The following is a 26,610-nucleotide window of genomic DNA, read 5'->3' as shown; positions in this document are numbered from 1 at the left end:
AACCGCGTGAGAGGGGAAAGCATGAAAGACGAATCCAGCCAGCAGATCGACAAGGTCGGTCCGTTTCTCTTCCTCCGGGGCCAGAGACAGGAAACACTGCGGCTCTCGGCCCTTGTGATCATCCGCGGTTCCACCGCACCATTGTTGCGCTGCGATACCGGCGACGTCTGGCCGGATCAGATCGCGCAGATGTCGGGTTACCGCATGCTGCGCTACGATTTCGCCCTGCCTTGCGCCGTGAATGCCTGGTATGAGCTCGACGATATCCGCTACGAGGTCGCCACCGATATCTCTGGCGATGCGCGCATCGGTTTCGTCTCCTGCAACGGGCAGGAACACGGCGATCTCAACCGCCCGGGCGACGAGCGCAATGAGATGTGGCACCGGCTCTGCGACCGGCACCGGGAGCGCCCCTTCAACCTGCTGATCCATGGCGGCGACCAGCTCTATGCCGACGAGGTCACCGAGAGCCACCACCTCTCCTCCGCCTGGCCCAGCGGTCATGCCGAAAAGCTGACCCCGGAGGAGGAGGAGGAACTCAGCCAGGCCCTCCGCGAAGCGTTCTTCCAGCGATACCTCGAACAATGGTCGCAGCCGGGCCTCGCCTGGCTTACCGCTCGCGTGCCCTCGCTTGCCATGTGGGACGACCATGACATCTGCGATGGCTGGGGCTCGCTCAAGGCCTGGAAACTCGACAGCGCCGTGGGCCGCATTCTCTTCGCCGCCGCTCGCGAATTTTTCCTGCTGTTCCAGTGCGGCGCCGGGGCAGACGAAATCCCGGAAACCTGCATCGACCCCACCGGCGACGGGCTCTCCTGGGGCGTCAACCTACCGGGCCTCACCGTGATCGCGCCCGACCTGCGCTCCCAGCGCCGCCCCGATCGGGTGATGGGCCAGTCAGGCTGGGAGGCCTTCCGCTTCGCACTCGAATCCGCTCCGGAGGGCCGTGTGCTCGTGCTCTCCACCGTGCCGGCTCTGGGCCCGCGCCTCTCGATCCTCGAGCGGATCATGAAGGCCACCCCATGGATGGACAAATACGAGGACGACCTGCGCGATCAATGGCAGAGCTACGCCCACCGTGGCGAGTGGCAGGATTTCCTGCGCGCCGTGATCGAGACCCACGAACGCCCGGGCCACAAGGTCAGTCTCATTTCCGGCGAGATCCACCTCGCAACCCGCGGCACCATGCGCACCGATGCGGGCGACCTGCACCAACTCGTCGCTTCGGGCATCTCGCACCCTGCCCCGCCCACCGCCTGGGCCGGGTTCCTCAGCCTGCTGGCGCGCCTCGGCGAGGCACCGCTTCGCCAGCACCCGATCAAGCTCCACCGCCTGCCGGGGCACCGCGCAATCTATACCGCCGAACGAAACTACCTGATCCTCGAACGCAATGGCGAAGAGTGGACGGCGATCTGGGATCTCGAGGACTCCGGCCCGACGGAACCTCTGCCCATCTGAAAACGGGCAATGGAACATTCAAGCGGAGAGGCCGCCCTGCACAGTGCGGGACGGCCTCTCGAACTGGCCCTGATAAGGCGCGCGAGGATCAGTCCTCGCCCCAGCCTTCGTAGATCGCCTTCTCGTTGCAGACCGCAACACGAAGGATGTTCGTCGAACCCGGCGTGTTGAACGGAACGCCCGCCATGACGACGATCATCTCGTTTTCCAACGCAAAGGTGTGATCGCGCGCCACGCGCGCCGCGCTCACGACGGCTTCCTTGAATCGGCCCACCGGCTGTTCGACCACGGTGCAGTGCAGACCCCAGGAAAGCGCGAGCCGTCGGGCGGTCTCGTGGAACGGGGTCAGCGCCAGGATCGGCACCACCGGGCGTTCGCGGGATGCCAGAAGCGCCGTCGTGCCGGTGTGGCTGAAGCAGGCGATCGCCTTGATGTTCGCGGTTTCGGCGATTTCGCGGGCCGCCGCGCTGATTGCATCCGCCACACTTTCGCGGTGGGGGGTGCGCGAGGCCGTGATCACCTGTGTATAGATGTCATCCGACTCGACCGATCGGGCCACGTTATCCATCGTGCGGACAGCTTGGATCGGGTAGTCGCCAGCCGCCGATTCCGCCGAAAGCATGACCGCATCGGCACCTTCGTAGATCGCGGTCGCCACGTCGGAAACTTCCGCGCGGGTCGGCACCGGGGCCGTGATCATGCTTTCAAGCATCTGGGTCGCGACGATCACCGGCTTGCCCACGGCGCGTGCCTGGCGCACCAGCTTCTTCTGGATCGGCGGCAGCGCCTGCACGGGAAGCTCCACGCCCAGATCGCCGCGCGCGACCATGATTCCGTCGGAAGCTGCGAGGATCTCGTCATAGGCGTCGACCGCCGCGGGTTTCTCGATCTTCGAGAGGATAGCGGCCCGGCCCCGGGCCAGTTCGCGTGCCTCGGCCACATCGGCCGCGCGCTGCACGAAGGAAAGCGCCAGCCAGTCCACGCCGAGTTCGCAGACGAACTCGAGATCCTTGCGATCCTTCCTGGAAAGCGCGGCGAGCGGCAGCACCACATCGGGCACGTTCACGCCCTTGCGGTTGGAGATCTCGCCCCCGACCACGACCTCGGTATTGGCATGATTCGGCGAGCAGTCCGTCACCCGGAGCTGGATCTTGCCGTCATTGACCAGAAGGGTGGAGCCCTCTTCCAGCGCCTCGAAGATTTCGGGATGCGGCAGGCAGACACGGGTCTGATCGCCTTCGACCTCCTCGAGGTCGAAGCGGAAGGGCGCGCCCTCCTCCAGCGTATAGGGGCCATCCGCGAAGACGCCGCAGCGCAGCTTCGGTCCCTGAAGATCGGCGAGAATTCCAATCGGTCGGTTCAGTTCTGCCTCGACCGCGCGGATCTGCTTGTGCCTCCAGGCGATGTCATCCTGCGTGCCGTGGCTCATGTTGAGGCGGAAGACATCTGCCCCTGCGAGATACAGCTTGCGGATCATGTCGCGGCTGTTCGACGCAGGTCCCAATGTGGCGACGATCTTGACACTGCGCTGTCGGCGGAGGTGATCCATTCCAGCCCCTCTAATATGTTCGTTATGGGTTTCGCTTATAAGCATTCGAAGCAAAAGCGAAACAGTTAATGCCGCCCGCATGGGGAGTGTGGCGAATTTGCCCCGTGCTTCTGGCACTCGCTGAAACAGAGCCATATGTTGGCCCCAAATGCAGCAAGATAATTTCCAGCCTACGGCGAATCTCTTGGACGAAAAAGCCTTCGAAGCCGCGCATTGCGAGGGAGAAGCGGCGATTCTGCTGCTCTGCGACCATGCGACCAACATCGTGCCGCCCAGCGTGGCGGGCGGCGATCTCGGCCTCCCGCCCGAAGACATGGGGCGGCACATCGCCTTCGATATCGGTGCGCGCGCCGTGACACTGGAGCTCGCGCGGCTCCTCGATGCGCCCGCGCTCCTCACCCGCTTCTCCCGGCTGGTGATCGACCCCAACCGCGGCGAGGACGACCCGACGCTCGTCATGCGGCTTTATGACGGCACGATCATCCCTGCCAACCGCCACATCACCGAGGAAGAGAAGGCGCGCCGCATCGCAGATTGGCACCGCCCCTATCACCAGGCCATCGACGCGCAAATCGACAGGATGGAAGCCGGGGGCCGAATCCCCGCGCTGATCTCGATCCACTCCTACACGCCGCGCCTTCAGGGTCGTGCGCCCCGGCCCTGGCATGTGGGCGTGCTCTGGCACCATGACGGTCGCCTCGCGCTTCCGCTGATGGAGCGCCTGCGCGCCGAACCTGATCTCTGCATCGGCGACAACGAACCCTATTCCGGCCAGCTTGAAGGCGACACCATGAGCCGCCACGGCACCGGGCGCGGCCTGCCCCATGTGCTGATCGAATTGCGCCATGACCTGATCGAGACGGAGGCCGATCAGAGGTTGTGGGCCGCCCGTCTCGCACCCATCTTGGCAGAAACCGTCAAAACCGCAGCGAGGAACCCCGCCCCATGAGCGACGCTCAGAGCAGACCGACCCAGACCGAGCTTGAAGCCGCCGCCTTCCGCACCCTGCGCGACCATCTGCGCAACCGTTCGGATGTACAGAACATCGACCTGATGAACCTCGCGGGCTTCTGCCGCAATTGCCTGTCACGCTGGTATGCCGAGGCCGCCAACGAACGTGGGCTCGATATGAGCCAGGACGAGGCGCGCGAGCTTTTCTACGGCATGCCTTATGCCGAGTGGAAGGCGAAGCACCAGACCGAGGCCAGCCCCGGAGCGCAGGAAGCCTTCGCGAAGGAACACGGCAAGGGCTGATGCCCGCACCGACAGCCTCAGTCCGGGCGCGGACCTGCCTTCAGCCGCAAGCTTCCGGGCCGGCCGTCTCGCGGTCCCTCAGAAAAATGAGCCTCTCGCGGGAGGCTTGCCGATCACTGATCCATACCCGAACGATCCAGCCATCGCGATAGCTGTGGAGATACCCATATCTGAAGATGTCCGGCTCCGGCTCATGGGCGCGGCCATCCGAATCGACCACCAGAAGCCGCCCATCGGAGCGCGTCACCACCGCCTTCGAAGCGGGCCACGCCGTCTCCTGGTTGCGAAGCATCTCCAATCCCTTCTCCCGGTCCATCTGATATACGATCTTGAAAGGCAGGCTGGCCTGCACGTCCGGGTTGGCTGCGTCGAGCGTCTCGAGGCCTTCCGCTCCGACCTCGAAGAGGCCGGCATTGCTTCTGCGAACCGTTTCGGACAGGTTCCCGATCCATTTTTCGGCCAGAGTATGATAGTGCTCGCCATAGATGAGGTAGCGTTCGTGAACCGGATCATATGTGTGGGCGAGGATCGGTATCCGTCCCGGGGTGATCCTCGGAAACCCCGCTGTCAGATCGGACCAGTCCTGCTGTTCGGCAGGCCGCCAGATTCCCTCCGACTGTTCTAGTCGGATCAGGAACAGCCCGAAGGAATTGGCCTGTAGGAGCAGCCGTGGCGGGTCAGGCAGAAAATACGTTTGCCGAATGTATCGCCCACCTCCCAGTTCGAGATCGACCAGCCTGTGAAGTTTCTTCGCTCCGTCGATGACATGGACACGCTCTGTCGTTTGGCTGATCAGAACCGTCAGGCGAAGGTCGGGAAAATCGGTGACATGGGGGACCCATTGAGTGATCCCTTCCACCGGACGGGGCGTCTTGCCGTCCAGCATCAGCACCGCACCGCGCTCCGGATCGGGAGCCACTCCGCCAAGCAACAGGATTGGTGCATCGAGCGGCGTGGACCAGGCAATGCCGCGAAGCCGCTCAAGGTTGTGGTCCGTATTGACCTCCGCCTCCGCAAAGCGCCCGGTCACCGGGTCCATGCGGTAGAGGCGGCGCTCTCCGATCGGGCCGCCCACGCCCAGCACATCGCCATGGGGCGTCACGACGATCTCGCTGTTGAGATGGTTGCGCGGGAAGGTCTCCTGCACCGGCATGAACCGGCTCTCGCTCCGCCGCGCCGCGACCATCCGTCGACCGTTTTCCGTATGGATGTTGAAATGGAAGATGTCATGCGCGGGCGTCGGCATCTTGATCACGGTCTCAAGGTCAGGGAGGGCCTTCGCCGCGAAGGATGCATCGAACGCGAGAGGCCTGATACAGAACCTGTCCTCCTCATTCGCGGCGATGGAAGCGCCGGCGCCCAGACACAGGAGAACACAGGCGAGAATGGCCTGAAAAACCTCGATCCTGCTTGAGAGTTTCTTAAGAAACTGGCGCATTTTCCCGTTTTGTTCCAATGTTCTAATCCCTACGACTTTCCTCACTTCGGGCGAAAGTGATTTCAGCCAGTTTGGTTAATGGGCATCCCCAAGGGTCTGGCGGGGCGGCACGTTAACCATAATGCGAGAGGGGGGACAGGATCCGATTGCTCGAATCAAATAGAACATTTAGAGAACATTTATGGAGAACCGAAACCGCAGACACCCCGTTCAGGAGCCGCTTTCCGCTCCTGTTCTTCTGGAGGAGGCCGCCGCCGCGCCCCGAAGTGCCGGTGCGCTGACCGCGGAACTGCTGCACCGGCTCACGCGCCCCGGGCCGATCCTCTGGGCGCAGGACCATTCCTCCCGGCGCGAGGCCGGGCGGCCCTGCTGGGCCGGGGTGCGACAGCTCACCAACCGGCCCGTGCTCTACATGCGCGTGAGCCGGCCGGTGGATGTGCTGCGGGTCATGGAGGAAGGCGCATCATGCCAGGATCTTGCCGCCGTGATCGGAGAGATTCACGGGGAGCCGAAAGCGCTCGATTTCGTCGCCACCAAGCGGCTGAAGCTCAGGGCGGAGGCCTCCGGCGTGCCCGTCTTCCTGCTGCGCTCCGAGAATACCGGGCTGAGTGCCGCGCGCAGCCGCTGTCGTATCGAAGCCCTGCCCTCGAGGGTCCACCCCCACGATGCCGCCGCCCCCGGCGCTCCGCGCTGGGAGGTCCAGGCGTTGCGCACCCGGGATGGCTGCCCCGGCAGCTGGGTCGCCAGCCATGACCGGGTCAGGCCCGAAAGCGCGGGAGGTGCCGTCGCGGCGGATCACCTCGCTCTGGTTCCCGGATTTCGCCATGGAGCGTTGGCTCAGGGAGGCGGCGCGCCAGGGGCAGAAGCCACCGGCTGAACTGCCCCTCGCCCTGGCGCGTGAAGGCACCCATGGCCCGGTGGTCCATGCGCTCAACCCCGCCGCGCGCACCCTTGGCCTCACCACGGGCGGACGGGTTGTGGACATGCGCGCGCTCTGCCCCGATCTCCTCGTGCGCGATGCCGACCTTGCGGGCGATGCCGAGGCGCTGGCGCAGCTGGCTCATTGGGTGCGCCGCTGGGCCCCCTGGTCGAGCGTGGAGGGGACGGACGGGATCGCGCTCGAGACCACGGGGTCCGACCACCTCTGGGGCGGCGAGACGGCCATGCTCGCCGAGATGGAATCCCGCCTTGGGGCCGCGGGCCTGAGCCTGCGCCCGGCCATCGCCCCCACCCGCGGAGCCGCCTGGGCCCTTGCGCGCCACGGTTCCCCGGCGGCGCGGGTCTGCCCCGAAGGCGGTCTCGAAACCGCGCTTGCCCCGCTGCCGGTGGAGGCGCTGCGGATCACCGGCGCCACCGCGCTGCTCCTGCGCCGATTGGGCCTCGGCACCATCGGACGGCTGATCGATATCCCGCGCGCGGCCCTTGCCCGCCGCTTCGGCCAGGACGGTTCGGACCTGCCCCTGCGCCTCGACCAGGCCCTGGGCCGGATGCAGGACCCCCTCGACGCCCCGGAGGATCCAGACAGGCCCGTTGCGCGCATCGACCTGCCCGAAACGGTGCAGGATCCTGTACCGCACCTGCCCGAGCTTGCGCGCCGGCTCTGCGACAGGCTCCGCGAAGCGGGGCTCGGCCTGCGGCGGATGCAACTCAGGCTCTACCGCGTCGATGGCGAGATGCGCTCGGTCGCCATTGCCTGCGCCCGCGCGAGCCGCGATGCCGCCCACCTCACCCGCCTCTTTGACGGTCGTCTCGACGGACTCGACCCCGGCTGCGGCTTCGACCTCCTCACCCTCGAGGCCCTTGCCACCGAACCGCTCCCGGCCATCCAGAGCCACCTCACCGAGGGCGGCAGGCGCAGGCTCCCCCTGCCAGACCTGGTGGACCGGCTCGCCGCACGCTTCGGCTCCGAGAGCCTGCACTGGCCGACCTTGCGCGAGAGCCACCTGCCCGAACGCGCCGAAACCGCACGCCACGCCTTCGCACCGGAAGCTCTCTGCGCACGCCAGCCCATGCGCGAGCACGCGCCCCCTGGCCGCGAACGCCCGCTCCGTCTCATCGACCCGCCCGAGGAAATCGGTGTGATCTACGCCGTCCCGGACGGCCCGCCGCTGCACTTCACCTGGCGCCGCCGCCCCTATCGCGTCACCCGCCAGCAGGGCCCCGAGCGCATCGCCCCCGAATGGTGGCGCGACCGCCCACAGGCCCGGCTCCGCGACTACTTCAAGACCGAGACCGCCGAGGGTCCCCGCTTCTGGATCTACCGCGAAGGGCTGCACCACGACGGCCGCGGCCCCGCCCCGCTCTGGTTCCTGCACGGGATCTTCCCCTGATGCCCGAGCAGCCACCAAAGCACCGCCCCCCCGGACCGGACCCCGACAGCTTCCCGCCCAATCCGCCGGCACCCTTCGTGGAACTGGGCCTCGCGACCTGCTTCTCCTTCCTGCGCGGCGCCTCGGAAGCGGGCGAACTGGCTGCCACGGCCCATGCGCTCGGCTACGACCGGATCGGGATCGCCGACCTCAACACGCTCGCGGGCGTCGTCCGCATGCACACCGCCGCGAAGGCCACGGGTCTCAGACCGCTGATCGGCTGCCGGCTGCGGCTCACCTGCGGAGCCGAACTCCTCGCCTACCCGAAGGACCGCGACGCCTATGGCCGCCTCTCCACCGCCCTTTCACGGGCCAAGATGCGCGATGCCCGCGGCAACTGGCAGGCGAAGGGCGAAACAGACCTCACGCTCGGCCTGCTCGCCACCCACGCCGAGGGTCTGCGCCTGATCGTCCTGCCCGACCCCGACCTCGCGCGCTTCACCGCCCGCCTGCCCCGGCTCCGCGACCACCTGCCAAGCCTCACCCATATCGCCGCCCGCCACCTCTACCGCGGCGACGACCGCGCCCGCATCAATCGGCTCGCCGAGATCGCCCGCAGTCACGACCTCGGCCTGCTCGCCACCAACGATGTGCTCTACCACGCGCCAGAAAAACGCCCGCTGCAGGACGTGATGACCTGTATCCGCGAGAAAACCACCGTCGCGCAGGCGGGCTACCGGCTCGAGGCCAATGCCGAACGCCACCTGAAAGGCCCCGCCGAAATGGCCCGGCTCTTCGCAGACCACCCCGGCGCGCTTGCCGCCAGCCTCGAGATCGCGCGCGCCTGCACCTTCTCGCTCGACGACCTCGCCTATGAATACCCCCGCGAAACCGTGCCCGAGGGCCGGACACCGCAATCCCACCTCGCCGACCTCACCTGGAAAGGCGCGGCGAAACGCTACCCCGAAGGCATTCCGGCCGAGGTCCGCACCACGCTTGAGAAGGAACTGGCGCTCATCGGGAAGATGGACATCGCGCGCTACTTCCTCACCGTCGACTCCATCGTCCGCTTCGCCCGCGAGGAGGCAAAGCCCCCCATTCTCGCCCAGGGCCGGGGCTCGGCCGCGAACTCCGCGGTCTGCTTCTGCCTCGGCATCACCGCCGTCGACCCCGACCAGCACGACGTGCTCTTCGAACGCTTCATCTCCGAAGAGCGCGACGAGCCCCCCGACATCGACGTCGATTTCGAGCACGAGCGCCGGGAGGAGGTGATCCAGCACATCTACGCGCTCTACGGCCGCGACCGCGCCGGGCTCTGCGCCACCGTGATCCACTACCGCCCGCGCTCCGCCGTGCGCGAGGTCGGCAAGGTCATGGGCCTCTCCGAGGACATGACCTCTGCCCTCGCCGGCACCGTCTGGGGCAGCTTCGGCAAGAGCGTCGACGAGGTCCATGTCACCCAGGCCGGGCTCGACCCGGAAGACCCGCTGCTGCGCCGCGTGCTGCGCCTCGCGGGCGAACTCACCGGCCTGCCTCGCCACCTCTCCCAGCATGTCGGCGGCTTCATCCTCACAAACCGTCCGCTGATCGAGACCGTCCCCGTCGGCAACGGTGCCATGGCCGACCGCAGCTTCATCGAATGGGACAAGGACGACATCGACGCGCTCGGCATCTTCAAGATGGACGTGCTCTCGCTCGGCATGCTCACCTGCATCGCCAAATGCCTCGACCTCATTGCCGCGCATCACGGGCGGAGCTACGACATGGCCACCATCCCGCAGGAAGACGAAGCCACCTACGACATGCTTTGTGCGGCCGATTCCGTCGGCGTCTTCCAGGTCGAGAGCCGGGCACAGATGGCGATGCTGCCCAAGCTCCGCCCGCGTGAATTCTACGACCTGGTGATCGAGGTCGCCATCGTCCGCCCGGGCCCCATCCAGGGTGACATGGTCCACCCCTACCTGCGCCGCCGCGCCGGCCTCGAACCGGAGGAATACCCCTCGCCCGGTCCCGGCCAACCGCCCGACGAACTGCGCCAGATCCTGGGCCGCACCAAGGGCGTGCCGATCTTTCAGGAACAGGCCATGAAGATTGCCATCGAGGCTGCCAGATTCTCACCGGCGGAAGCCAACGAGTTGCGCAAGGCCATGGCCACCTTCCGCTCCCGCGGCACGATCGGCAAGCTGCAGGAAAAGATGGTCGGCCGCATGGTCGCGCGCGGCTATGATGCCGCCTTTGCCCAGCGCTGCTTCGACCAGATCAAGGGCTTCGGCGAATACGGCTTCCCCGAAAGCCATGCCGCGAGCTTCGCGAAGCTGGTCTATGTCTCGGCCTGGATCAAATGCCACTACCCGGAGGTCTTCGCCTGCGGCCTGCTCAATTCCCAGCCGCTCGGCTTCTACGCACCGGCCCAGATCGTACGCGACGCCCGTGACCATGGCATCGAGGTCCGCGAAGCGGACGTGAACCACTCCGAATGGGACTGCACGCTTGAACCAGCGGAACCCGGGCGCTTTGCCCTGCGCCTCGGCCTGCGCCAGATCGACGGTCTCCAGCGCGAGGCAGCCGACCGGATCACCGCCGCCCGCGACATCCCTTTTCAGGACATTCCCGAGCTCCGGGCACGCACTCGTCTCGGCGCCGCGGTGCTGCGCCATCTCGCAGAAGCGGATGCGCTGCGCTCAATGGGGCTCGACCGGCGCACCGCTCTCTGGGAAACCAAGGCGCTCCGCGATGCGCCGGACCTGCCGCTCTTCACCTCCGCCGAAACCAGCGTGGAAGGTTGCGAAAGCGAAATCCGGTTGCCCGCGGCACCGCTCTGCGAACAGGTCGTCGCCGACTATCAGACGCTCCGGCTCTCGCTGAAGGCCCATCCGATGCGGTTCTTCCGCGAAAGTCTCCGCTCCCAGGGCTATGCCACCGCTGCCGAAATCACTCGCTCACCCCATGGCCGGCGCCGCAAGATGGCGGGCCTTGTCCTGATCCGCCAGCGTCCCGGCAGCGCCAAGGGGGTGTGCTTCATCACCCTCGAGGATGAAACCGGTGTCACCAATGCCGTGGTCTGGCCAGACCGCTTCGCCCGTTTCCGGGCCGAGATCATGGGCGCGCGGCTCATGGCGGTCCATGGCCGGGTACAGACGGACGGCCAGGTCGTCCATCTCGTCGCGGAACGGATCGAGGACCGTTCGGACGCCATCGCCCGGATGTCCAGCCAGGAAAACACCGCCAATGGCCCCACACCTGCCCGCGGCGAGGGCGCACGCCACCCCCGCGATGTCCGCGTCATTCCGAAATCGCGCGATTTCCACTGACCCTCGATAGCCGCCTGCTTGCGGCGCCATCATCGCAATTCGGAACATCAGCCCCCAAAGAGGGACTTGCATTCTGACGGTTCAACGGTTTCCTAGCATCATGGCCAAACTGGTGCTGCTCCATAAAGCGGACTCGATCTATGACGACGAACCAGATGTCGTCTACGATTTCCCGCGGACGTATCTAAAGGCTGTCGAAAGCGCTGTCGGGGACTGGGTAGTCTACTACGAACCCGTGAAAGCGGGTCCACGAGGTTACTTCGCAGTCGCAAAAATCTCCGAAATCATACCAAAGCCCAGAACTGAGGGCAGGTACCTTGCAAGAATTGAACCCGGAAGTTTTCTTCCCTTTGATCGAGAAATACCGAGACTCTGGGGCGGCCGTCCGCTGGAGAGCGCGTTGATGGAACCGGATGGGACACCAAAGCACGGCGGTGTCGTGCAAAGTGCTGTCCGGATACTTCCCGGCCATGAATTCGAAAAGATCGTCAACATAGGACTTCCTCAGAATCTGGAACAAATCGAGGCGGCCCGCTACACCTCGGATCGGGCCGCTTTCGAGGAAGCGGCCGCGCCCTTCGAACGCCCCGTCTTGGAGAGACTTACAAGGCGGCCATATCGAGACGTCGCATTTCGGCGCAGGGTCAGGGAAGCCTACGATTACCGCTGCGCCATTTCCGGACTCCAGCTTCGCAATGGGGGAGGTCGTCCAGAAGTTCAGGCTGCCCATATTCGCCCGGTTGAAAGTCAGGGAAGTGACTCGGTGCGCAACGGCCTTGCCTTGTCAGGTACGCTCCATTGGATGTTTGATCGCGGACTGATCTCGATAGCGGAGGACCGCGAAACAATTCTCGTATCGGCCAACAAGGTACCGGCTGATGTCGTAAATCGCCTGATCTCGCCAGGTGGAAAACTAATCTCGCCGAAAGATCCTCGCGACGCTCCTCACCCTGAAAACCTAAAATGGCATCGGGAAAACGTCTTCGGTACTTTTGTGCCCGAACCAGGCGCCCCATGGGAGTAGGTCAGCGGGAATTCAAATCAGTTCGGCAGGGTTTTCTGAACGCGACCTTGCCAGCCCAGCCGCCTGTTTCCCGACGAGCCGGGAGCAGATCTCCGGATGGGGCCCATGCGCCATGTCGCTGGTAAGGCAAATTGCCATATTGATTCCATACCGGAACCATACCGTTTCTGTATGCTGTTTCGCGCGATTTCAGATCGCGTCCGCGACCTGTTCCGGACTTGTGCCATCTTCCAGAAAGCGCAGCCGCAGGTAGACTAGGGCGCCAAAGGTGCCGACAATGGCATAGCTGAACGCCGAAAGAACACCGCTCAGAGCCGAAGCAATGACAGCGGCCCCGCTCTCGCTCATCGCGGCCCATATCGGTCCGAGCAGAATGATCATGCCGACGAAGATCAGGATCAGCGAGGCGATCGCACCGATAAGCGGCCAGCGATGCCCGCGGGTGAGTTCCTGCGCGCGGGCCAACGCGCCAATTCCTCGCCCCTCATAGAGAATGCAGGGCAGCCAGACGAAGAACATCGCATAGACGTAGATCCCGGGCAGAACAAACACCATCGCCGCAAGGCCGGCGAGGACCGAGAGCATGACCCCCACGAGAACGATCGGTACCAGATGCCCCAGAGCAATGCTGAAATAGGCATCGAGCCGCCGTTCCCGCCCGGAAAGTGCGTCGACACTCGCGAGTGTGATCAACGCCACGACAAGCTGGCCTGCGACTGCGCTCACGATGGTGGCAACGAGGAAGCCGCCGCCGAATTCCGGGGGGACCGCGTCCGACGAACCCGGTGCGACGGCCACGAAAACAGCTTCGATCAGCAGAGCCGGGGCCAGGGCCAAGACGAAAAGCGTGCCGAAATTGCGAAAGAGCAGCCGGAGGCTTTCGCCGAGCACGCGCTGCGCCTGCATTCCGCCTTCGTTTCCGCCCGGCACCTTGATCATCCCTTAAAGCTTTCCGGTCGGGCCTCGCGAGCCATGTGATCAAGCACGGCGTTGACGAATTTGGGTTCCTTGCCATCGGGAAAGAACGCCTTCGCCACCTCGACGAACTCCGTGATCGCCACTTTTGGCGGCGTGTCAAAGGCGATGAACTCCGCACCCGCCGCCCGGAAAACCGCGCGCAGGGTCGGATCGATACGCCCCAACGGCCACTTCGCCACCAAAGCCCGATCGGCAATCTGATCGATCCGCGCCTGGTTCTCGATGCTCGCGCGGAGCAGCTTGCGGAAATGCGCGCGGTCCGCCTCGACCCAGGCAATGCCATCGGCTTCGGCCCCGATACGATGGGTCTCGAACTCTGCCTCGACTTCATTCAAGGGCGTTTCTGACGCTTCCATCTGAAAAAGCGCCTGAACGGCATAGAACCGGGACGCCGAACGCTGCCGCCGTCCCTTGGAAGGAGGTTTCGGTTTGCCGGTGGGCTCAGGTGAAAGTGCCATTCTGTCCGCCTGCAAGATGGATGCTGCCTTCGGGCAGTGATTTCGGCTGGGGCGCGAAACGCCGCGCGAGTGCAATGAGATGAAGGCAGGCATCGGCAGCGCCACCGCCCTTGTTCATCTCCTCGGGGTTTGCGCGCGCCAATGCTTGCGCCGTGTTCTCGACTGTCAGGATGCCGTTGCCAATGCAATACCCCTGGAGCCCCAGCAGCGTGAGCCCACGAGAGCTGTCATTGCAGACAGTGTCGTAATGGGTCGTTTCCCCGCGGATCACACACCCCAGGCCGACAAAACCGTCGTAGTGGCCGGATCGCGCCGCCAGCACGATGGCTGGGGGAATCTCCAGCGCACCGGGAACCTCGATCACGTCGCAATCGGCCCCCGATGCCACCACGGCGGCTTGCGCGCCATTGATGAGGTGATCGGCGATGTCGCGATAGAAGGGCGCGACTACGAGCAGTACCCGTGTGGGCTTGTCGAATTTGGGCCGCTCAAGGGCGTCCTCGGCGTCATGTCTGGCCATGTCAGTTCTCCGCCTGCGGGATAGGCCGGGTGCCCATGATCTTCAGTCCATATCCGTCGAGCCCGACCACCTTCGGGATCGGAGAGTTGGTCAGCAGAACCAGTTCACGCAAGCCGAGCGCGCTCAGAACCTGCGCGCCGAGCCCGTATTGCCGCAACTTGTCATGGGTCACGTGATCGCCGATCTCGAGCTTCATCGACATATCGCGCAGCAACACGACCACGCCGCGGCCGTTCTTCGCAATTTCAAGCATCGCATCACGGATCTGGTGGGTCCGCCCGGCATGAAGCCCGAGGAGGTCCTCCATTGGGTTCATGGCATGCATTCGAACCAGAACAGGCTCGGGGGAGGTCAGATCGCCTTTGGTCAGCGCGATATGTTCCGCGCCCTCGATCACATCGGTAAAGACGCGAAGCTGCCACTGACCACCATATTCCGACGAAACCGTATCGGAGGCTGTCTGGCGCACGAGGTTGTCGTGACGGCGACGATAGGCGATGAGATCTGAAATCGTGCCGATCTTGAGACCGTGGCGCTGCGCGAAGGCGACGAGATCCGGCAGACGCGCCATCGTACCGTCGTCGTTCATCACCTCGCAGATCACACCGGAATTGTTCAGACCGGCCAGCCGCGAGATATCGACAGCCGCTTCGGTATGACCTGCGCGAACAAGCACACCGCCCTCGCGGGCACGCAGCGGGAAGATGTGTCCGGGCGTTGCAATGTCCTGCGGGCCGGACGTCGGATCGATGGCAACAGCCACGGTTCGGGCGCGATCGGCGGCGGAAATACCGGTGGTTACCCCCTCGCGCGCCTCGATGGAAACGGTGAAAGCGGTCTCGTGACGCGACGAATTCGACGCCGACATCATCGGCAATCCGAGCGCATCGAGACGCGATGCAGGCAGCGAAAGGCAGATCAACCCCCGCCCGTGCGTCGCCATGAAGTTGATCGCATCGGGTGTGCACATTTGCGCTGGGATTACGAGGTCACCCTCGTTCTCCCGGTCCTCGTGGTCCACGAGAATGAACATCCGCCCATTGCGTGCGTCTTCTATGATCTCCTCCGTCGAGGAGATCGCATCGCGAAAATGCTCTTCGTTGCTGCCCATCGGTATTGTGTCCATCTGCCTTACCCCGCTTCGGCCGCGAATTCCCCAAGCCGGGCCACGTAGCGCGCAAGCGTGTCAATCTCGAGATTGATCAGGTCACCGGGCTGCACCATACCCCAGGTCGTCTCGATCTTGGTATGCGGGATGAAATTCACGCCGAAATCCGCACCATCCACCTCATTGACAGTGAGTGATGTGCCGTTCAGCGCAACCGAGCCCTTCGGCGCGATGTAGCGCGCGAGCCGATCGGGCGCGCGAAAGAGGACGCGGGTGCTGTCGCCTTCCGGTGTCACCGACACCACTTCCGCCACGCCGTCGACATGGCCGGAGACCACGTGCCCACCAAGTTCGTCGCCGAGCCGCAGCGCACGTTCAAGGTTTACCGGAGCACCCGGTTTCCACGCGTTCGGGCCACTCCCGACATTTGTCTTGGAGACCGTCTCCGCCGAAAGATCGACGTCGAACCACGCGCCCTCGCCATAAGGGCCCATATCGACCACCGTAAGACAGATACCGTCGCAGGCAATGGAAGCGCCAAGCGCGATCGTCTCGGCCGGGTACCTGGTGACGATACGGACGCGCAGGTCGCCGCGCTCCTCGATGCTCTCGATTCGGCCGATATCGGTGATGATGCCGGTGAACATTGGTCCTGGATCCCGCTCTGCTTTGGCCTGCGTCCTATCTTTCCCCGGCCGCGGCGGCAAGTCTTGATCCTTGGTGCGGTGGACAGGGCTGAAATCAACGTGAACTCAACCGCGCAGATGCGGCAGACTTCCCTCGACCCTGACGGTCGCAACGGCACCAAGCACTGACCTTGCCGCGCGCAGCCCCGGCGCCTCGCCGCCGCGGCCAAGGAGCTCCATGGCCCTGTCAGCCGCATCCCGCTGGGCATTGGCCGCATCCGTATCCGCAAGAAGCAGCGCAACCGCGGGCGCGATCTTCTCGGGCGTGCAATCCTCAAGCAAGAACTCCGGCACGCTTCTGGTATTCGTCACGAGATTGACGAGCGTCACCGTGTCAAGCCGCACCATCCGACGCAGGATTGCCGCAGTTATAGGATTTGCACCGTAGGCGATCACCATGGGTGTGCCATGCGCCGCAAGTTCGAGGCTCACGGTTCCGGATGCAGCCAGCGCGGCATCAGCCATGGCAAAGGCCACATGCTTGCGCCGATCGGAAGCAGAGGCCGCGGCCCCCTTCTCCGTGCGCAGAAAAATCGCACGGCCTTCTCCGGAAGTGCCGAGAAGGGCGCTGACCTCGTCGAACATGGGTTCCACAGTCGGAACCACAACGGCCAGATCGGGCTCGGAGGCCCGCAAGCGATCGACCACCTCCCGAAAGACCGGACCGAGCCGACGCACCTCGCTGCCGCGGGAGCCCGGCAACACCACGAGAACCTTGCGCTTCGCATCGATACCAAGTTCCGAGCGCAGCGATTGTATTTCATTCGCGCTCACCCGCGGTGTTCCAGCGACCGGATGACCAACGAAATCGCACGTCATGCCTGCGGCACGCATGTAGGGCGGTTCGAACGGCAGGAGAGCCAGCACGTGGTCCACCGCCTTGGCCATCTTGTCAGCCCGCTTGGGCCGCCATGCCCAGACGGACGGCGCGACATAGTGAATGACCTTCAGATCGGGCAAGACCTTGCGGGCCCGCCGTGCTACCCGCAGACAGAAGTCGGGACTGTCGATGGTCACCAGCGCGTCGGGCCTTGCGGCAATCACCGCCTCCGTCGTCTCCCGGATCCGGCGAAGTAGGTTCGGAAGACGCGGCAGAACCTCCGCGATCCCCATTACCGACAGTTCCTCCATGGGAAACCGGCTTCGAAAACCCTCACCCTCCATGGCCGGTCCGCCCACACCCTCAAGCCGGAGACAGGGGCCGCACAACGTCCGGAGCCCGCGGATCAATGCCGCTCCAAGCAGATCTCCCGAAGGCTCACCTGCGATCATGAAGAGGTGCGGCGGCCTCATGCGCCCGCACTCCTGCCCCAGAGAAACAGCCCCTCGGCATCGCAGATTTTCACGATCTCCGCACGATCGAGCAGGAGCACGCCGCCCGCCTGCACCACGATGCCCGCGAGCCCGGCTTCCACTGCGGCTCTCGCTGTGTCCGGGCCAATGGCTGGCAAATCGATCCGCCAGTCCTGCCCGGGCTTTGGCGCCTTGTGCATCACACCTCGTGCTCCAGACGGATCCGGACGCAGATCCCTTGCCGTCTTCGCGACGAAACCAAGCATGGCGTCCGTGCCCTGTATGGATTCTATGCCGAGGCATAGCCCCTGGGCAACCACCGCCGTTTGCCCCACATCAGCGCGACCCAGGGCGTCAACGATGGCGCGTGCGCGGTCGGCATCCTCTCGATCCCCTGCCCCGGGTTTCACGCGGGTCAGCACCGCCTCTGGCGCCAGAAGGTCAGTGAGCAGTTCATGTGCACCCACGAGCCGAAGTCCCTCAGCCTCGAATATCTCCGCAACGACCCGCAGGGTCCGGTCATCGCCTGCGCGCAGGCCCGCCAGAACCTTCGGCGCAAGGGCGAGCATCTTGAAATCGAAACGCAGCGGGTTGAGCTCGGGGCGCCGGATGCCGCCTGCAAATGTGACGTCTCCAACTCCCGCTGAACGAAGCGCCTTGAAGAGGCGTCCGGGTTTCTCGAACTCCGCCGGTATGGAAGGATGGCCTTCGGCCCAATCGAGCGAAACGCCAGGCAATCGTACGATCCAGTAGGTCCGCCCACGCCTCAGGCATTCCTCCACAAGCAACCGGGGCAGACTGCCCCGGCCGGCAACGATCGCAAGAGCCGCGCCCGGCATCGGCTCAACCGGGCGGCTGGGTGAAGGACCGTGAAGTTTCGCCGGTCATGAACGCGATGATCTCGGCGATGAGCGGGTTATCGGGGTGTTTCTGCGCGACGGCTTCGACCCTTGTCTGCAGCGTGCCTTCCTTGCTGAAAAGCTCCCCGAAAACGCCCCGAAGTTCGTTGATCTGCGCCCGGTCGGTGGCGCGACGCTTGAGCCCGACAAGGTTGAGCCCCATCAGGTGGGCCCGCTCACCCGCCACGGAACCATAGGGTATCACATCCGCAACGACCCCCGCGAGCCCTCCGATCATCGCGCCACGCCCCAGCCGCACATGCTGGTGAACCGCGGAAAGCCCGCCCATGACGACGAAATCCTCCACGACGCAATGGCCCGCAAGCGTCGCGTTGTTTGCCATGATGACATTGTTGCCGATGATGCAGTCATGTGCCACGTGGGTCGACATCATGAAGAGATTGCCATCCCCCACACGCGTGATGCCGCCACCTCCCACGGTGCCGGTGCTCATGGTGGTATGCTCACGGATATGATTGCGCGCCCCGACCACCAACTCGGTCGGTTCGCCCCTGTATTTCAGATCCTGCGGCACCTGCCCGATGGAGGCAAACGGCCAGATCGTGGTTTCGTCGCCGATCGAAGTCTTGCCAGCCACCGCCACATGGCTCAAGAGCGTCACGCGCTCGCCAAGCCGGACGTCTGGCCCGACCGCGCAGAAAGCGCCGATCTTGCAGCCGGCACCGATAACCGCGCCCTCGTCGATGACGGCGCTTGGGTGGATCTCCGCGGTAGGGTCAATGGACATTGGTTCAGGCCTTTGCGCCAGCTTCCTCGGGGGTCATGATCATCGCGGTGAACACGGCTTCGGCTGCGATCTTGCCGCCCACCATGCCGGTCCCGTTGAATTTCCAGATCTTCGACTTGCCGCGTGCGACCTCGACGTGCAGCTCGAGCTGATCGCCGGGTGCCACGGGCTGGCGGAACTTCGCGCTGTCGATGCTCATGAAATAGACCAGCCGGTTGCTATCATAGAGGTCGAGCGTCTCGACGACCAGGACGGCGGCGGTCTGGGCCATGGCTTCGACGATCAGTACCCCCGGCATGACCGGCAATACCGGGAAATGGCCCTCGAAATGGGGTTCGTTCACGGTGACGTTCTTGAGCCCCACCGCGGACTTGCCCGGTTCCATGTTGACCACCCGATCGATCATCAGGAACGGATACCTGTGCGGGATCATCCGCTTGATCTGCAGGACATCCGCCTGCTTGAGGTCCTCGTTGATGGTCAGGGTCATGGTTCGGTTTCCCCATCGTTCTGATTGTCCGGCGTACCTTCGCCGGAAAGAGCGTCCGAATAGGCCGCATCTATTTCCTCGATTACGGCATCGGTGATATTCAGCCGCTGGTCCGCAAGCAAGACGCTGTTCTCGTCGAAGATTGCCGAAGCGCCATGCCGGTCCATAAATTGCACCAGAAGTGGCGCGACTTCCGCAAAGAACTGACGCCGCGCCCGTTCAAGTTCTTGCGCCAAGGCATCAGACCGCTCATCCTGTCGCTGCCGCGCGGCCACGACTCGCGCGTCGAAATCCTCGGCCAACTCGGCAAATTCCGCTGCCGGAAGCGTCTTGCGTTTCTCGGTCAGTTCGCGCTCTTCCGCCTCGAATGCCGCATCGATTGACCGGGCCTCCGCCACAAGGCGGGTCCGCTCCGTCTCTTCCTGGGCAAGAAGTGCCTTTCCGGCCTCGGAATCGACCAGGATGCGCTCCTGGTTGATGAAGAGAAACGGTGCGACTGCCGGCGTATCCTGGCTCTGCGCGGCAGAAACGCCGGGCACTAGCGCAATCCAAGCAGCAAAGCCGAGCGCCCGGCAGATCTTCGACAGGTCTGAAACTCCGGGGGCCATCGCGTGCTCAGAAGCGGGTCTGGAGCGAGAAGCGGAAGCGCTCGGTCTTGTCGTAGTCTTCCTTCACCAGCGGGAACGCGTAGTTGAAGCGCAACGGCGCGAAAGGCGTATCAACGAAAAGGCTTACCCCGGAAGAGGCACGGAGCTCGAACGAGTCGTCCACTTCACCCATGCTGCCATCGGTTTCGTCGAGGCCCCAGAGCGAACCCACATCGGCAAAGAGGCCGCCATAGATGCCGTACTCCTGTGGAAGTCCGAGTGGGAAGCTCGCGTCGAACCTCAGGATGCCGTAGTAGTTGCCACCCAGGGCTTCATCGACCTCCTCATCAATCTGCGAAGCATCGCATTCACCCTCATCGCAGAAGTCGCGCGGGCCGATCCCGTTACGTTCAAACCCGCGGAAACTGTCGCCTCCTGCGTTGAAACGGTCGATGATACGTGTGCCGTCCTGGGAGAAGATTGCGCCGCCTTCGAGCGTGGCAGAGAGGATCACTTCCTCGTCGTAGAGGCTCGTGTATGCTCGCGCGGAACCATAGGTCTTGGAATGCCGCACGTCACCGCCGAGCCCCGCAAACTCCTGGTTCAACGTCAGGATGAAGCCGGCCGTCGGATCGACGACGGAGTTCCGCTTGTCGTAGGTATAGGTGAAGCCAAGCGCCGAGGTGAGCAGATCGCCTTCCTCGTCCATGATGATCAACGATGCATCATCATCGACGTCGGTAATCTCGTCCGAAGAGATCCGGTAGCGTACAGTCAGGCGACCGTTTTCACTGAGCGGAAAGCCGAGCCGCGGTTCGAAACCGATATTGCGCTGTGTGAAGGCCTGCTCGCTGAGGTCCCGGCTGCGGTAGTAGACCGTGAACCCGGCAAGAAGATCCCGGTCGAAAAGTTCAGGCTCGGCAAAGCCGAATTCGAAGTTGCCGTATTCCGTGTTGGCCGCAACGGTAGCGGACACGGTCTGTCCCCGGCCAAGGAAGTTGCGCTCGGTGATGCCCACCTGCGCGGTCACGCCATCGCTGGTCGAGTAGGCGCCGCCGATGGAGAGCGAGCCGGTCGGCTGCTCCTCCACCTTCACGTCGACGATCGCCTCGCCTGGGCCGGAGCCATCACGCACATTCATTGCAACGTTGGAGAAATAACCCAGACCCCGGATCCGGTCCTCTGCCTCTCGGACTTCCCGGGTGTTGAAGGCATCTCCTTCCACCACGTGAAACTGCCTGCGGATCACCCTGTCCAGGGTCCGGTTGTTACCCGAGATGTCGATGCGCTCGATGAAAACGCGCTCCGCCGGGGAGAGAGTGAACGTGACCTGCAGGAGCCGATTGGCTTCGTCCTTGACGATGACGGGCTCGATGTTCACGAAGGCATAGCCCTCCTGACCTGCCTGGTAGACCATGCGCTCGATGACACGCTCGACTTCCGTGCCATTGTAGACCTCGCCTGCCACCAGGGTGCCGAGCAAAGGCTGGAAGGATTCTGCTGGCAGACCGGGGATCTGCGACGTCACACCGACCCGGCCATAGCGGTATTGCGGTCCCTCGGAGACCGTGAAGGAAAGAAAGAATCCGCTGCGGTCACGCTCCAGTTCGGATGTGGCCGAAAGAACCTGGAAGTCGTAGTAGCCCCGCTCGAGGTAGAACTGCCGCAGAAGCTGGCTGTCCACTTCCAGCCGATCTGCATCGTAGGTGTTGCCGCCGAAGAGGAAACTGAGCCAGTTCGACTGATTGGTCTGAATGACCCGAAGCAGTCTCCGGTCGGAATAGACCTGGTTGCCGTTGAAGCTTACGCGCTGGACGGCTGTGGTGCGGCCTTCGTAGACCTCGAACACCAGATCGACCCTGTTGTCCTGGCGACGGATAATGACCGGCTCGACCTCGGCGGAATAGCGACCCGAGAAGCGGTAGGCATCGGTAATGCGCTGAGCGTCGGCTTCCGCCGCCGTCGCCGAATAGGCCAGACGCGGGCGCAACTCGATGGCGGACAGCAGAACATCATCGTCGAGGGCGTCATTGCCCTCGAAGACAACCTGGTTGATGATCGGATTTTCCGCGACCGTGATCAGAAGCCGCCCTGCTTCGGGTGTAACCGTGACCTCCTCGAACAAGCCGGAGTCATAGAGGCGGCGCACGGCAAGGTTGATCTCCTGCGGCGTGACAGGCTCTCCGGCCTCAAGGCCGGAGAAGGTTCGAACCGTCTGGGACTCGATCCGCTGGTTGCCAGCCACATCGATCCGGCTGAACGTCACCGTTCCCTGGGCAAACACTTCTGCGGCAAAGACCAGCAGAAAGAAGAATGCGCAGATTGCTGTTGCGCGAGAAATTCCCCGCCTGCTCGTGGCCTGCCCCATGGCGTTCGCCCCTCTGCTCTTGAGCGGTTTCGCCGCTCTATTGTCAACTCACCAACCGCATGATGTCGTTGTATGTCGCGAATACCATCAGTAGCAAGATCAAGCCAAGCCCGATAGACATGGCAATCTGCATCACTGCGGGGCTCGGAGGCTTCCCGCGGATCGCCTCGATCAGGAATGCGAGCAGATGCCCGCCATCGAGCACGGGGATCGGAAAGAGGTTCAGCATGCCGATGGCGGTGGAGATGATCCCGATCAGAACGATGAAGCTCAGGAAACCCTGCTGCGCTGTCTCGCCGGAGACCTGCGCAATGCCAAGGGGCCCCTGCAGGTTGTCCGGGCTGATCGCACCGGTGATCATGTGCTTGATGCCGTTAAGGGACTGCCCGATGATCCCGACCATCCGCATCGCGCCGACGCCCACTGCGGTCCAAGGCATCGGCGTATAGGTCGCCGGAAGGTAGATCGGGCCGCCCGCGACACCGATCATCACACGCCGCTCGAAGCCCCCCTCTCCGTCATCCGCATCGCGATCCACAGGGGTAATCTGAAGCTGAACCGTCTCGCCTTCGCGCCAGACATCCAGCGGGATGGTCTTGTCACCCGAGGCCAGCACCACCTGCCGCAGATCGTCGAAAGTCACCAGATCGGTTCCGTCCGCGGACAGGATCACATCACCGCGCCGCAGCCCCGCCTCGCTCGCAGGTGACAGCGGCTCGACACCCTGCACCAGGGGCGGGAAGGCAAAAGGCGCCTCGACAGTCATCCGCTGTCCATCCCGGTCGATCGAGACTTCCATAGGCCCGGCCGGGTCCATGTCGATCGCCTTCTCCAGCACCTCGGCGAAGGTCGCAACCGGAGCTCCGTTCACTGCGGTGATCAAGTCACCCGCCTGAATGGGCATGTCGTCACCGGGCAATTCAAGGATCTCGCCGACGACTGGCCGCTCGTAGGGCATGCCCTGCCAGGTCACGAGCCCGGCAAAGACCACGATCGTGAGAATGAAATTCGCCACCGGCCCAGCCAGAACGGTCAGAGAGCGACGCCAGACGGCCGCGCCATGGAAGCTGCGTGTCAGGTCCTGCTGCGACATGTGCGCAAGCGCTCCCGGGTCGGCCCGGCTGGAGCCGTCCCCATCGCCGAGGAATTTCACGTATCCCCCCAACGGGATTGCCGCGAGCTGCCAGAGCGTGCCGCGCGCGTCGGTACGCGACCAGATCACCGGCCCGAACCCGATGGAGAACACCTCCGAATGAATACCACACCAGCGAGCAACGATGTAATGGCCGTATTCGTGGACAAAGACCACGATCCCGAGCACCACCACGAAGGGAATGACCGTCGAGAGAAACGGACCGAAGAACGGAATACTCGAGATCAGGTCCATCGTGTCAGGCTCCGACGTCACATTTCATCCAAGCCAGTCCCGCCGCACGGGCCAGCGCATCGGCTTCGAGGACTTCCCCGAGAGCATAATCCGCACCACATGCGGCCGCGTCCCGGCCAAGGGTCTGCGTGACATGTTCGACAAGCGCCGACATGTCAAGAAAACCGATCCGTCCCGCGAGAAAGCCGTCGAGGGCGGTCTCCTTGGCGGCATTGAATATCGCACCGGCCAACCCACCCATTTCCATCACGTCATGTGCAATACGGAGAGCAGGAAAACGCTCCTCATCGGGTGCAGAAAAATCGAGCCGAGCGAGTGCGGCAAGATCCAGCCGTTCGATGGGAAGCACGCGCCGATCGGGCCAGTTCAGCGCGTAACCGATCGCTCCGCGCATGTCCGCCGGCCCCAGATGGGCCATGATCGAGCCATCGCGGAACCCGACCAGTGAATGAATGATCGACTGAGGATGCACGATAACCTCGATGCACGAGGGCGGCAGATCGAACAGCACATGCGCCTCAATTACCTCAAGCGCCTTGTTGAACATCGACGCACTGTCGATGGAGATGCGCTGGCCCATGTCCCAGTTTGGATGTGCGATGGCCTGGGCGGGTGTGGCACGCGCCATCGCCTCGCGACTCCAATCCCGGAAGGGCCCACCCGAAGCGGTCAGGATGATCCGGTCCACCTCTTCCTGCTTTTCGCCGTTGAGGGCCTGGAAGATCGCGCTGTGTTCACTGTCGACCGGCAGAAGTCGCGCGCCGTTCGCGGCGCAGGTTCGCAGAAAGAGGTCTCCTGCACAGACAAGGCTCTCCTTGTTGGCGAGCGCAACCGTAGCGCCGCTCTCGGCCGCGCGAAGGCCTGGCACGAGCCCCGCGGCGCCGACGATGGCAATCATTGCCCAATCCGCGGGTTCCGCTGCGGCGTCTTCAAGCGCATCGGGCCCCGCTGCGGCTTCCACACCGCTACCCTCGAGCGCGGCACGCAAGTCCTTGAGCCGCGAGGGCTCTGATGTCACCGCGATGCGTGCGCCGAGCGTGCGCGCTTGCTCCGCAAGGAGAGGGATGTTGCGCGCGCCTGACAGCGCCACGACATCATAGGCGTCCCTCCCGCCCTGCGCTTGGATCAGCGAGACAGTGTTCTGTCCGATTGAGCCGGTGGAACCAAAGATGCTGATCTTGCGTCGCATGGGTCAGTTGGTCAGATATATTCCGAGCCCGAGGGCATCCAGAGCCATGAAGGCCCATGTTCCCCCCAATACCCCATCTAGCCGGTCCAGGAAACCGCCATGTCCCGGTAGGAGAATGCCGGAGTCCTTCACTCCGGCGCGCCGCTTCATCCAGGATTCGACCAAGTCCCCGACCTGCGAGGCGGCGGCGACAAGAAGTGCCGCACCGGCGGCAATTCCAAGCGGCCAACCGCAAACCGCACCATAGCCGAGACTGAAGACCATCGCGCCAACGAGCCCGCCCAGCCCGCCGGAACGAGTCTTTCCCGGGCTGATTCTCGGACACAGCTTGGCGCCGCCGAACACCCGACCCGCAAAATAGGCCGCCACGTCACAGGCAATCACCACGCAGACGAGCCAGACAAGCAGCGCAAATCCGTTTGGATGTATGAGCCGCAGCAGGAGAAGCTGGCCTATCGCTATCCCGATATAGAACGAGCCGAGGGCGAGGAAGGCAAACTGCTTTCCAGCCTTTAGCCCGGCCACCAGAACTGCCACGGTAAAGATCACGAAACCGATGGGAATCGATTGCAGTCCCGCCACTATGATCCCAAGCACTCCACCGATCTGCAACACCAGCAGTTCCGGTGCCCGGAGACGCACGCAGCCGGTGACGATCCGATGGTATTCCCAGAGAAGCAGCCAGAGCAGCACTGCCGCCAGCAGGATGGCCGGCAGGTTGCCAATCACGACACAGACAAGACTGATAAGTCCCAGAACCACACCCGAGACCGCGCGGATACCCAGATCGGCGAAGCGGCTCGAGCCTGATCCCTTTTCCGTCATCCGGCTACAGCACCAAACCTGCGCTCACGCCGTCCGAAGCCGCGAATCTGCTGGGCAAACCGCTCTACGGTGAAATCAGGCCATCGTGTATCGACAAATGCGAACTCGGAATAGGCCGACTGCCAAGGCAGGAACCCCGATACGCGATATTCGCCCGACGTGCGGATGATGAGATCCGGGTCGGGTAGTCCGGCGGTGTCGAGATAGGCCTCGACGGTATCAGCCGTGATGTCCTCGGACGAAATTTCGCCACGGCGAACCGCGTCGGCCATCCGGCGGGTGGCGCGAAGTATCTCGTCCCGCCCGCCATAGTTGATCGCGATGGTCAGATGGAAACGGCTGTTCATCCGGGTCTGGGCTTCGAGACCCGACATCTGCGCCTGCAGATCAGGCTCAAGCCGCTCACGCCCACCAATGAAGCGCACGCGCACACCCTCATCGACGAGCCGTGCGCCCTCCTTCCTGATGTAGCGGCGAAACAAGCGCATCAGCCCCATGACCTCCGAGGCCGGGCGCTTCCAGTTCTCCGTGGAAAAGGCGTAGAGCGTCAGGTGTGTCACACCGAGTTCGGGACAGGCCTCGACGATCTCTCGGACCCGGTCTGCCCCGCGCCGATGACCCTGCAGACGCGGCAGGCCACGGCTCTCCGCCCACCGGCCGTTGCCATCCATGATGATGGCAACATGCGTTGGTCCCACCGACGGTTCAGAACTCGAACCACACTCCATCTT

24 protein-coding genes are annotated in these 26,610 nt (G+C 63.9%); 7 read left to right on the top strand and 17 right to left on the bottom strand.

The window, feature by feature from the left end; genetic code table 11:
* Positions 1-21: 21 nt before the first annotated feature.
* Positions 22-1,458, top strand: coding sequence for an alkaline phosphatase D family protein (locus ACP15W_RS07085; RefSeq protein WP_424932151.1), 1,437 nt, complete (start codon positions 22-24; stop codon positions 1,456-1,458).
* 88 nt (positions 1,459-1,546) lie between these two features.
* Here the strand turns inward: ACP15W_RS07085 and pyk are convergent, their stop codons facing one another.
* The gene (gene pyk / locus ACP15W_RS07080) at positions 1,547-3,007 is read right to left on the bottom strand and encodes a pyruvate kinase (protein ID WP_424932150.1); all 1,461 of its coding nucleotides are present in this window, start codon (positions 3,005-3,007) and stop codon (positions 1,547-1,549) included.
* Positions 3,008-3,155: 148 nt separating this feature from the next.
* Here pyk and ACP15W_RS07075 point away from each other — a divergent pair, with 148 nt between their 5' ends.
* Together ACP15W_RS07075 and ACP15W_RS07070 are read left to right on the top strand one after the other, a co-directional pair.
* A complete protein-coding gene (locus tag ACP15W_RS07075) occupies positions 3,156-3,956 on the top strand; it encodes an N-formylglutamate amidohydrolase (RefSeq protein ID WP_424932149.1) in 801 nt (266 codons plus the stop codon).
* Positions 3,953-4,261, top strand: coding sequence for a DUF1244 domain-containing protein (locus tag ACP15W_RS07070; protein WP_424932148.1), 309 nt, complete (start codon positions 3,953-3,955; stop codon positions 4,259-4,261). The genes ACP15W_RS07075 and ACP15W_RS07070 overlap by 4 nt, the downstream gene beginning before the upstream one ends.
* Positions 4,262-4,301: 40 nt before the next feature.
* Here ACP15W_RS07070 and ACP15W_RS07065 read toward each other — a convergent pair whose 3' ends face one another.
* Entirely contained in the window at positions 4,302-5,699 is a 1,398-nt protein-coding gene (locus ACP15W_RS07065; RefSeq protein WP_424932147.1) for a hypothetical protein, read from the bottom strand.
* Between the two features lie 181 nt (positions 5,700-5,880).
* On the opposite strand from ACP15W_RS07065, the gene ACP15W_RS07060 reads away from it, so the two are divergent.
* The 4 genes from ACP15W_RS07060 to ACP15W_RS07045 all read left to right on the top strand — a co-directional run bounded on the left by ACP15W_RS07060 (position 5,881) and on the right by ACP15W_RS07045 (position 12,343).
* Positions 5,881-6,576: a hypothetical protein gene (locus ACP15W_RS07060; protein WP_424932146.1), complete on the top strand. Its 696-nt coding sequence runs from the start codon at positions 5,881-5,883 to the stop codon at positions 6,574-6,576.
* The gene (locus ACP15W_RS07055) at positions 6,524-8,029 is read left to right on the top strand and encodes a Y-family DNA polymerase (RefSeq protein WP_424932295.1); all 1,506 of its coding nucleotides are present in this window, start codon (positions 6,524-6,526) and stop codon (positions 8,027-8,029) included. The genes ACP15W_RS07060 and ACP15W_RS07055 overlap by 53 nt, the downstream gene beginning before the upstream one ends.
* Entirely contained in the window at positions 8,029-11,319 is a 3,291-nt protein-coding gene (locus ACP15W_RS07050; protein ID WP_424932145.1) for an error-prone DNA polymerase, read from the top strand. The genes ACP15W_RS07055 and ACP15W_RS07050 overlap by 1 nt, the downstream gene beginning before the upstream one ends.
* A gap of 100 nt (positions 11,320-11,419) precedes the next feature.
* Positions 11,420-12,343: an HNH endonuclease gene (locus ACP15W_RS07045; RefSeq protein ID WP_424932144.1), complete on the top strand. Its 924-nt coding sequence runs from the start codon at positions 11,420-11,422 to the stop codon at positions 12,341-12,343.
* 189 nt (positions 12,344-12,532) lie between these two features.
* Here the strand turns inward: ACP15W_RS07045 and ACP15W_RS07040 are convergent, their stop codons facing one another.
* The 15 genes from ACP15W_RS07040 to uppS all read right to left on the bottom strand — a co-directional run bounded on the left by ACP15W_RS07040 (position 12,533) and on the right by uppS (position 26,607).
* On the bottom strand, positions 12,533-13,282 hold the full coding sequence (locus tag ACP15W_RS07040; protein ID WP_424932143.1) for a hypothetical protein: 750 nt from the start codon (positions 13,280-13,282) through the stop codon (positions 12,533-12,535).
* Positions 13,279-13,779 (bottom strand): transcription antitermination factor NusB, encoded by a 501-nt coding sequence (gene nusB / locus ACP15W_RS07035; protein ID WP_424932142.1) that lies wholly within the window; start codon positions 13,777-13,779, stop codon positions 13,279-13,281. The genes ACP15W_RS07040 and nusB overlap by 4 nt, the downstream gene beginning before the upstream one ends.
* Positions 13,763-14,299 (bottom strand): 6,7-dimethyl-8-ribityllumazine synthase, encoded by a 537-nt coding sequence (locus ACP15W_RS07030; protein ID WP_424932141.1) that lies wholly within the window; start codon positions 14,297-14,299, stop codon positions 13,763-13,765. Before ACP15W_RS07030 ends, nusB begins: the two co-directional genes overlap by 17 nt.
* Before the next feature lies 1 nt (position 14,300).
* Positions 14,301-15,425 carry a 3,4-dihydroxy-2-butanone-4-phosphate synthase gene (gene ribB, locus ACP15W_RS07025; RefSeq protein ID WP_424932140.1) on the bottom strand — a complete coding sequence of 375 codons (1,125 nt, stop codon included), beginning with the start codon at positions 15,423-15,425 and terminating at the stop codon, positions 14,301-14,303.
* A gap of 5 nt (positions 15,426-15,430) precedes the next feature.
* On the bottom strand, positions 15,431-16,054 hold the full coding sequence (locus tag ACP15W_RS07020; protein WP_424932139.1) for a riboflavin synthase: 624 nt from the start codon (positions 16,052-16,054) through the stop codon (positions 15,431-15,433).
* Positions 16,055-16,159: 105 nt separating this feature from the next.
* Positions 16,160-17,386 carry a lipid-A-disaccharide synthase gene (gene lpxB / locus ACP15W_RS07015; protein ID WP_424932138.1) on the bottom strand — a complete coding sequence of 409 codons (1,227 nt, stop codon included), beginning with the start codon at positions 17,384-17,386 and terminating at the stop codon, positions 16,160-16,162.
* Positions 17,383-18,225 carry an LpxI family protein gene (locus ACP15W_RS07010; protein WP_424932137.1) on the bottom strand — a complete coding sequence of 281 codons (843 nt, stop codon included), beginning with the start codon at positions 18,223-18,225 and terminating at the stop codon, positions 17,383-17,385. The genes lpxB and ACP15W_RS07010 overlap by 4 nt, the downstream gene beginning before the upstream one ends.
* Before the next feature lie 4 nt (positions 18,226-18,229).
* Entirely contained in the window at positions 18,230-19,033 is an 804-nt protein-coding gene (gene lpxA / locus ACP15W_RS07005) for an acyl-ACP--UDP-N-acetylglucosamine O-acyltransferase (protein WP_424932136.1), read from the bottom strand.
* Positions 19,034-19,037: 4 nt separating this feature from the next.
* A complete protein-coding gene (gene fabZ, locus ACP15W_RS07000) occupies positions 19,038-19,523 on the bottom strand; it encodes a 3-hydroxyacyl-ACP dehydratase FabZ (RefSeq protein WP_424932135.1) in 486 nt (161 codons plus the stop codon).
* Positions 19,520-20,131, bottom strand: a complete 612-nt coding sequence (locus ACP15W_RS06995; protein ID WP_424932134.1) for an OmpH family outer membrane protein — start codon at positions 20,129-20,131, stop codon at positions 19,520-19,522. The genes fabZ and ACP15W_RS06995 overlap by 4 nt, the downstream gene beginning before the upstream one ends.
* 7 nt (positions 20,132-20,138) lie before the next feature.
* Positions 20,139-22,478: an outer membrane protein assembly factor BamA gene (gene bamA / locus ACP15W_RS06990; protein WP_424932133.1), complete on the bottom strand. Its 2,340-nt coding sequence runs from the start codon at positions 22,476-22,478 to the stop codon at positions 20,139-20,141.
* A gap of 43 nt (positions 22,479-22,521) precedes the next feature.
* Positions 22,522-23,886: an RIP metalloprotease RseP gene (gene rseP, locus ACP15W_RS06985; protein ID WP_424932132.1), complete on the bottom strand. Its 1,365-nt coding sequence runs from the start codon at positions 23,884-23,886 to the stop codon at positions 22,522-22,524.
* Positions 23,870-25,054: a 1-deoxy-D-xylulose-5-phosphate reductoisomerase gene (dxr, locus tag ACP15W_RS06980; protein WP_424932131.1), complete on the bottom strand. Its 1,185-nt coding sequence runs from the start codon at positions 25,052-25,054 to the stop codon at positions 23,870-23,872. Before dxr ends, rseP begins: the two co-directional genes overlap by 17 nt.
* A 3-nt stretch (positions 25,055-25,057) precedes the next feature.
* On the bottom strand, positions 25,058-25,879 hold the full coding sequence (locus ACP15W_RS06975; RefSeq protein ID WP_424932130.1) for a phosphatidate cytidylyltransferase: 822 nt from the start codon (positions 25,877-25,879) through the stop codon (positions 25,058-25,060).
* Positions 25,876-26,607 (bottom strand): polyprenyl diphosphate synthase, encoded by a 732-nt coding sequence (uppS, locus tag ACP15W_RS06970; RefSeq protein WP_424932129.1) that lies wholly within the window; start codon positions 26,605-26,607, stop codon positions 25,876-25,878. The genes ACP15W_RS06975 and uppS overlap by 4 nt, the downstream gene beginning before the upstream one ends.
* Positions 26,608-26,610 lie beyond the last annotated feature (3 nt).

Origin of the sequence: Amaricoccus macauensis (genome assembly GCF_049800915.1) — a bacterium.
GTDB classification, from domain to species: Bacteria; Pseudomonadota; Alphaproteobacteria; order Rhodobacterales; family Rhodobacteraceae; genus Amaricoccus; species Amaricoccus macauensis_A.
The sequence above is the reverse complement of the archived record's forward strand: the minus strand, read 5'-3'. Positions and strand labels throughout refer to the sequence as shown.

What these genes read in the sequence shown, in the direction of transcription:
- ACP15W_RS07085 (WP_424932151.1), top strand. Translation starts at nt 22, where the DNA reads ATGAAAGACGAATCCAGCCAGCAGATCGACAAGGTCGGTCCGTTTCTC.
- pyk (WP_424932150.1), bottom strand. Translation starts at nt 3,007, where the DNA reads ATGGATCACCTCCGCCGACAGCGCAGTGTCAAGATCGTCGCCACATTG.
- ACP15W_RS07075 (WP_424932149.1), top strand. Translation starts at nt 3,156, where the DNA reads ATGCAGCAAGATAATTTCCAGCCTACGGCGAATCTCTTGGACGAAAAA.
- ACP15W_RS07070 (WP_424932148.1), top strand. Translation starts at nt 3,953, where the DNA reads ATGAGCGACGCTCAGAGCAGACCGACCCAGACCGAGCTTGAAGCCGCC.
- ACP15W_RS07065 (WP_424932147.1), bottom strand. Translation starts at nt 5,699, where the DNA reads ATGCGCCAGTTTCTTAAGAAACTCTCAAGCAGGATCGAGGTTTTTCAG.
- ACP15W_RS07060 (WP_424932146.1), top strand. Translation starts at nt 5,881, where the DNA reads ATGGAGAACCGAAACCGCAGACACCCCGTTCAGGAGCCGCTTTCCGCT.
- ACP15W_RS07055 (WP_424932295.1), top strand. Translation starts at nt 6,524, where the DNA reads ATGGAGCGTTGGCTCAGGGAGGCGGCGCGCCAGGGGCAGAAGCCACCG.
- ACP15W_RS07050 (WP_424932145.1), top strand. Translation starts at nt 8,029, where the DNA reads ATGCCCGAGCAGCCACCAAAGCACCGCCCCCCCGGACCGGACCCCGAC.
- ACP15W_RS07045 (WP_424932144.1), top strand. Translation starts at nt 11,420, where the DNA reads ATGGCCAAACTGGTGCTGCTCCATAAAGCGGACTCGATCTATGACGAC.
- ACP15W_RS07040 (WP_424932143.1), bottom strand. Translation starts at nt 13,282, where the DNA reads ATGATCAAGGTGCCGGGCGGAAACGAAGGCGGAATGCAGGCGCAGCGC.
- nusB (WP_424932142.1), bottom strand. Translation starts at nt 13,779, where the DNA reads ATGGCACTTTCACCTGAGCCCACCGGCAAACCGAAACCTCCTTCCAAG.
- ACP15W_RS07030 (WP_424932141.1), bottom strand. Translation starts at nt 14,299, where the DNA reads ATGGCCAGACATGACGCCGAGGACGCCCTTGAGCGGCCCAAATTCGAC.
- ribB (WP_424932140.1), bottom strand. Translation starts at nt 15,425, where the DNA reads ATGGACACAATACCGATGGGCAGCAACGAAGAGCATTTTCGCGATGCG.
- ACP15W_RS07020 (WP_424932139.1), bottom strand. Translation starts at nt 16,054, where the DNA reads ATGTTCACCGGCATCATCACCGATATCGGCCGAATCGAGAGCATCGAG.
- lpxB (WP_424932138.1), bottom strand. Translation starts at nt 17,386, where the DNA reads ATGAGGCCGCCGCACCTCTTCATGATCGCAGGTGAGCCTTCGGGAGAT.
- ACP15W_RS07010 (WP_424932137.1), bottom strand. Translation starts at nt 18,225, where the DNA reads ATGCCGGGCGCGGCTCTTGCGATCGTTGCCGGCCGGGGCAGTCTGCCC.
- lpxA (WP_424932136.1), bottom strand. Translation starts at nt 19,033, where the DNA reads ATGTCCATTGACCCTACCGCGGAGATCCACCCAAGCGCCGTCATCGAC.
- fabZ (WP_424932135.1), bottom strand. Translation starts at nt 19,523, where the DNA reads ATGACCCTGACCATCAACGAGGACCTCAAGCAGGCGGATGTCCTGCAG.
- ACP15W_RS06995 (WP_424932134.1), bottom strand. Translation starts at nt 20,131, where the DNA reads ATGGCCCCCGGAGTTTCAGACCTGTCGAAGATCTGCCGGGCGCTCGGC.
- bamA (WP_424932133.1), bottom strand. Translation starts at nt 22,478, where the DNA reads ATGGGGCAGGCCACGAGCAGGCGGGGAATTTCTCGCGCAACAGCAATC.
- dxr (WP_424932131.1), bottom strand. Translation starts at nt 25,054, where the DNA reads ATGCGACGCAAGATCAGCATCTTTGGTTCCACCGGCTCAATCGGACAG.
- ACP15W_RS06975 (WP_424932130.1), bottom strand. Translation starts at nt 25,879, where the DNA reads ATGACGGAAAAGGGATCAGGCTCGAGCCGCTTCGCCGATCTGGGTATC.
- uppS (WP_424932129.1), bottom strand. Translation starts at nt 26,607, where the DNA reads ATGGAGTGTGGTTCGAGTTCTGAACCGTCGGTGGGACCAACGCATGTT.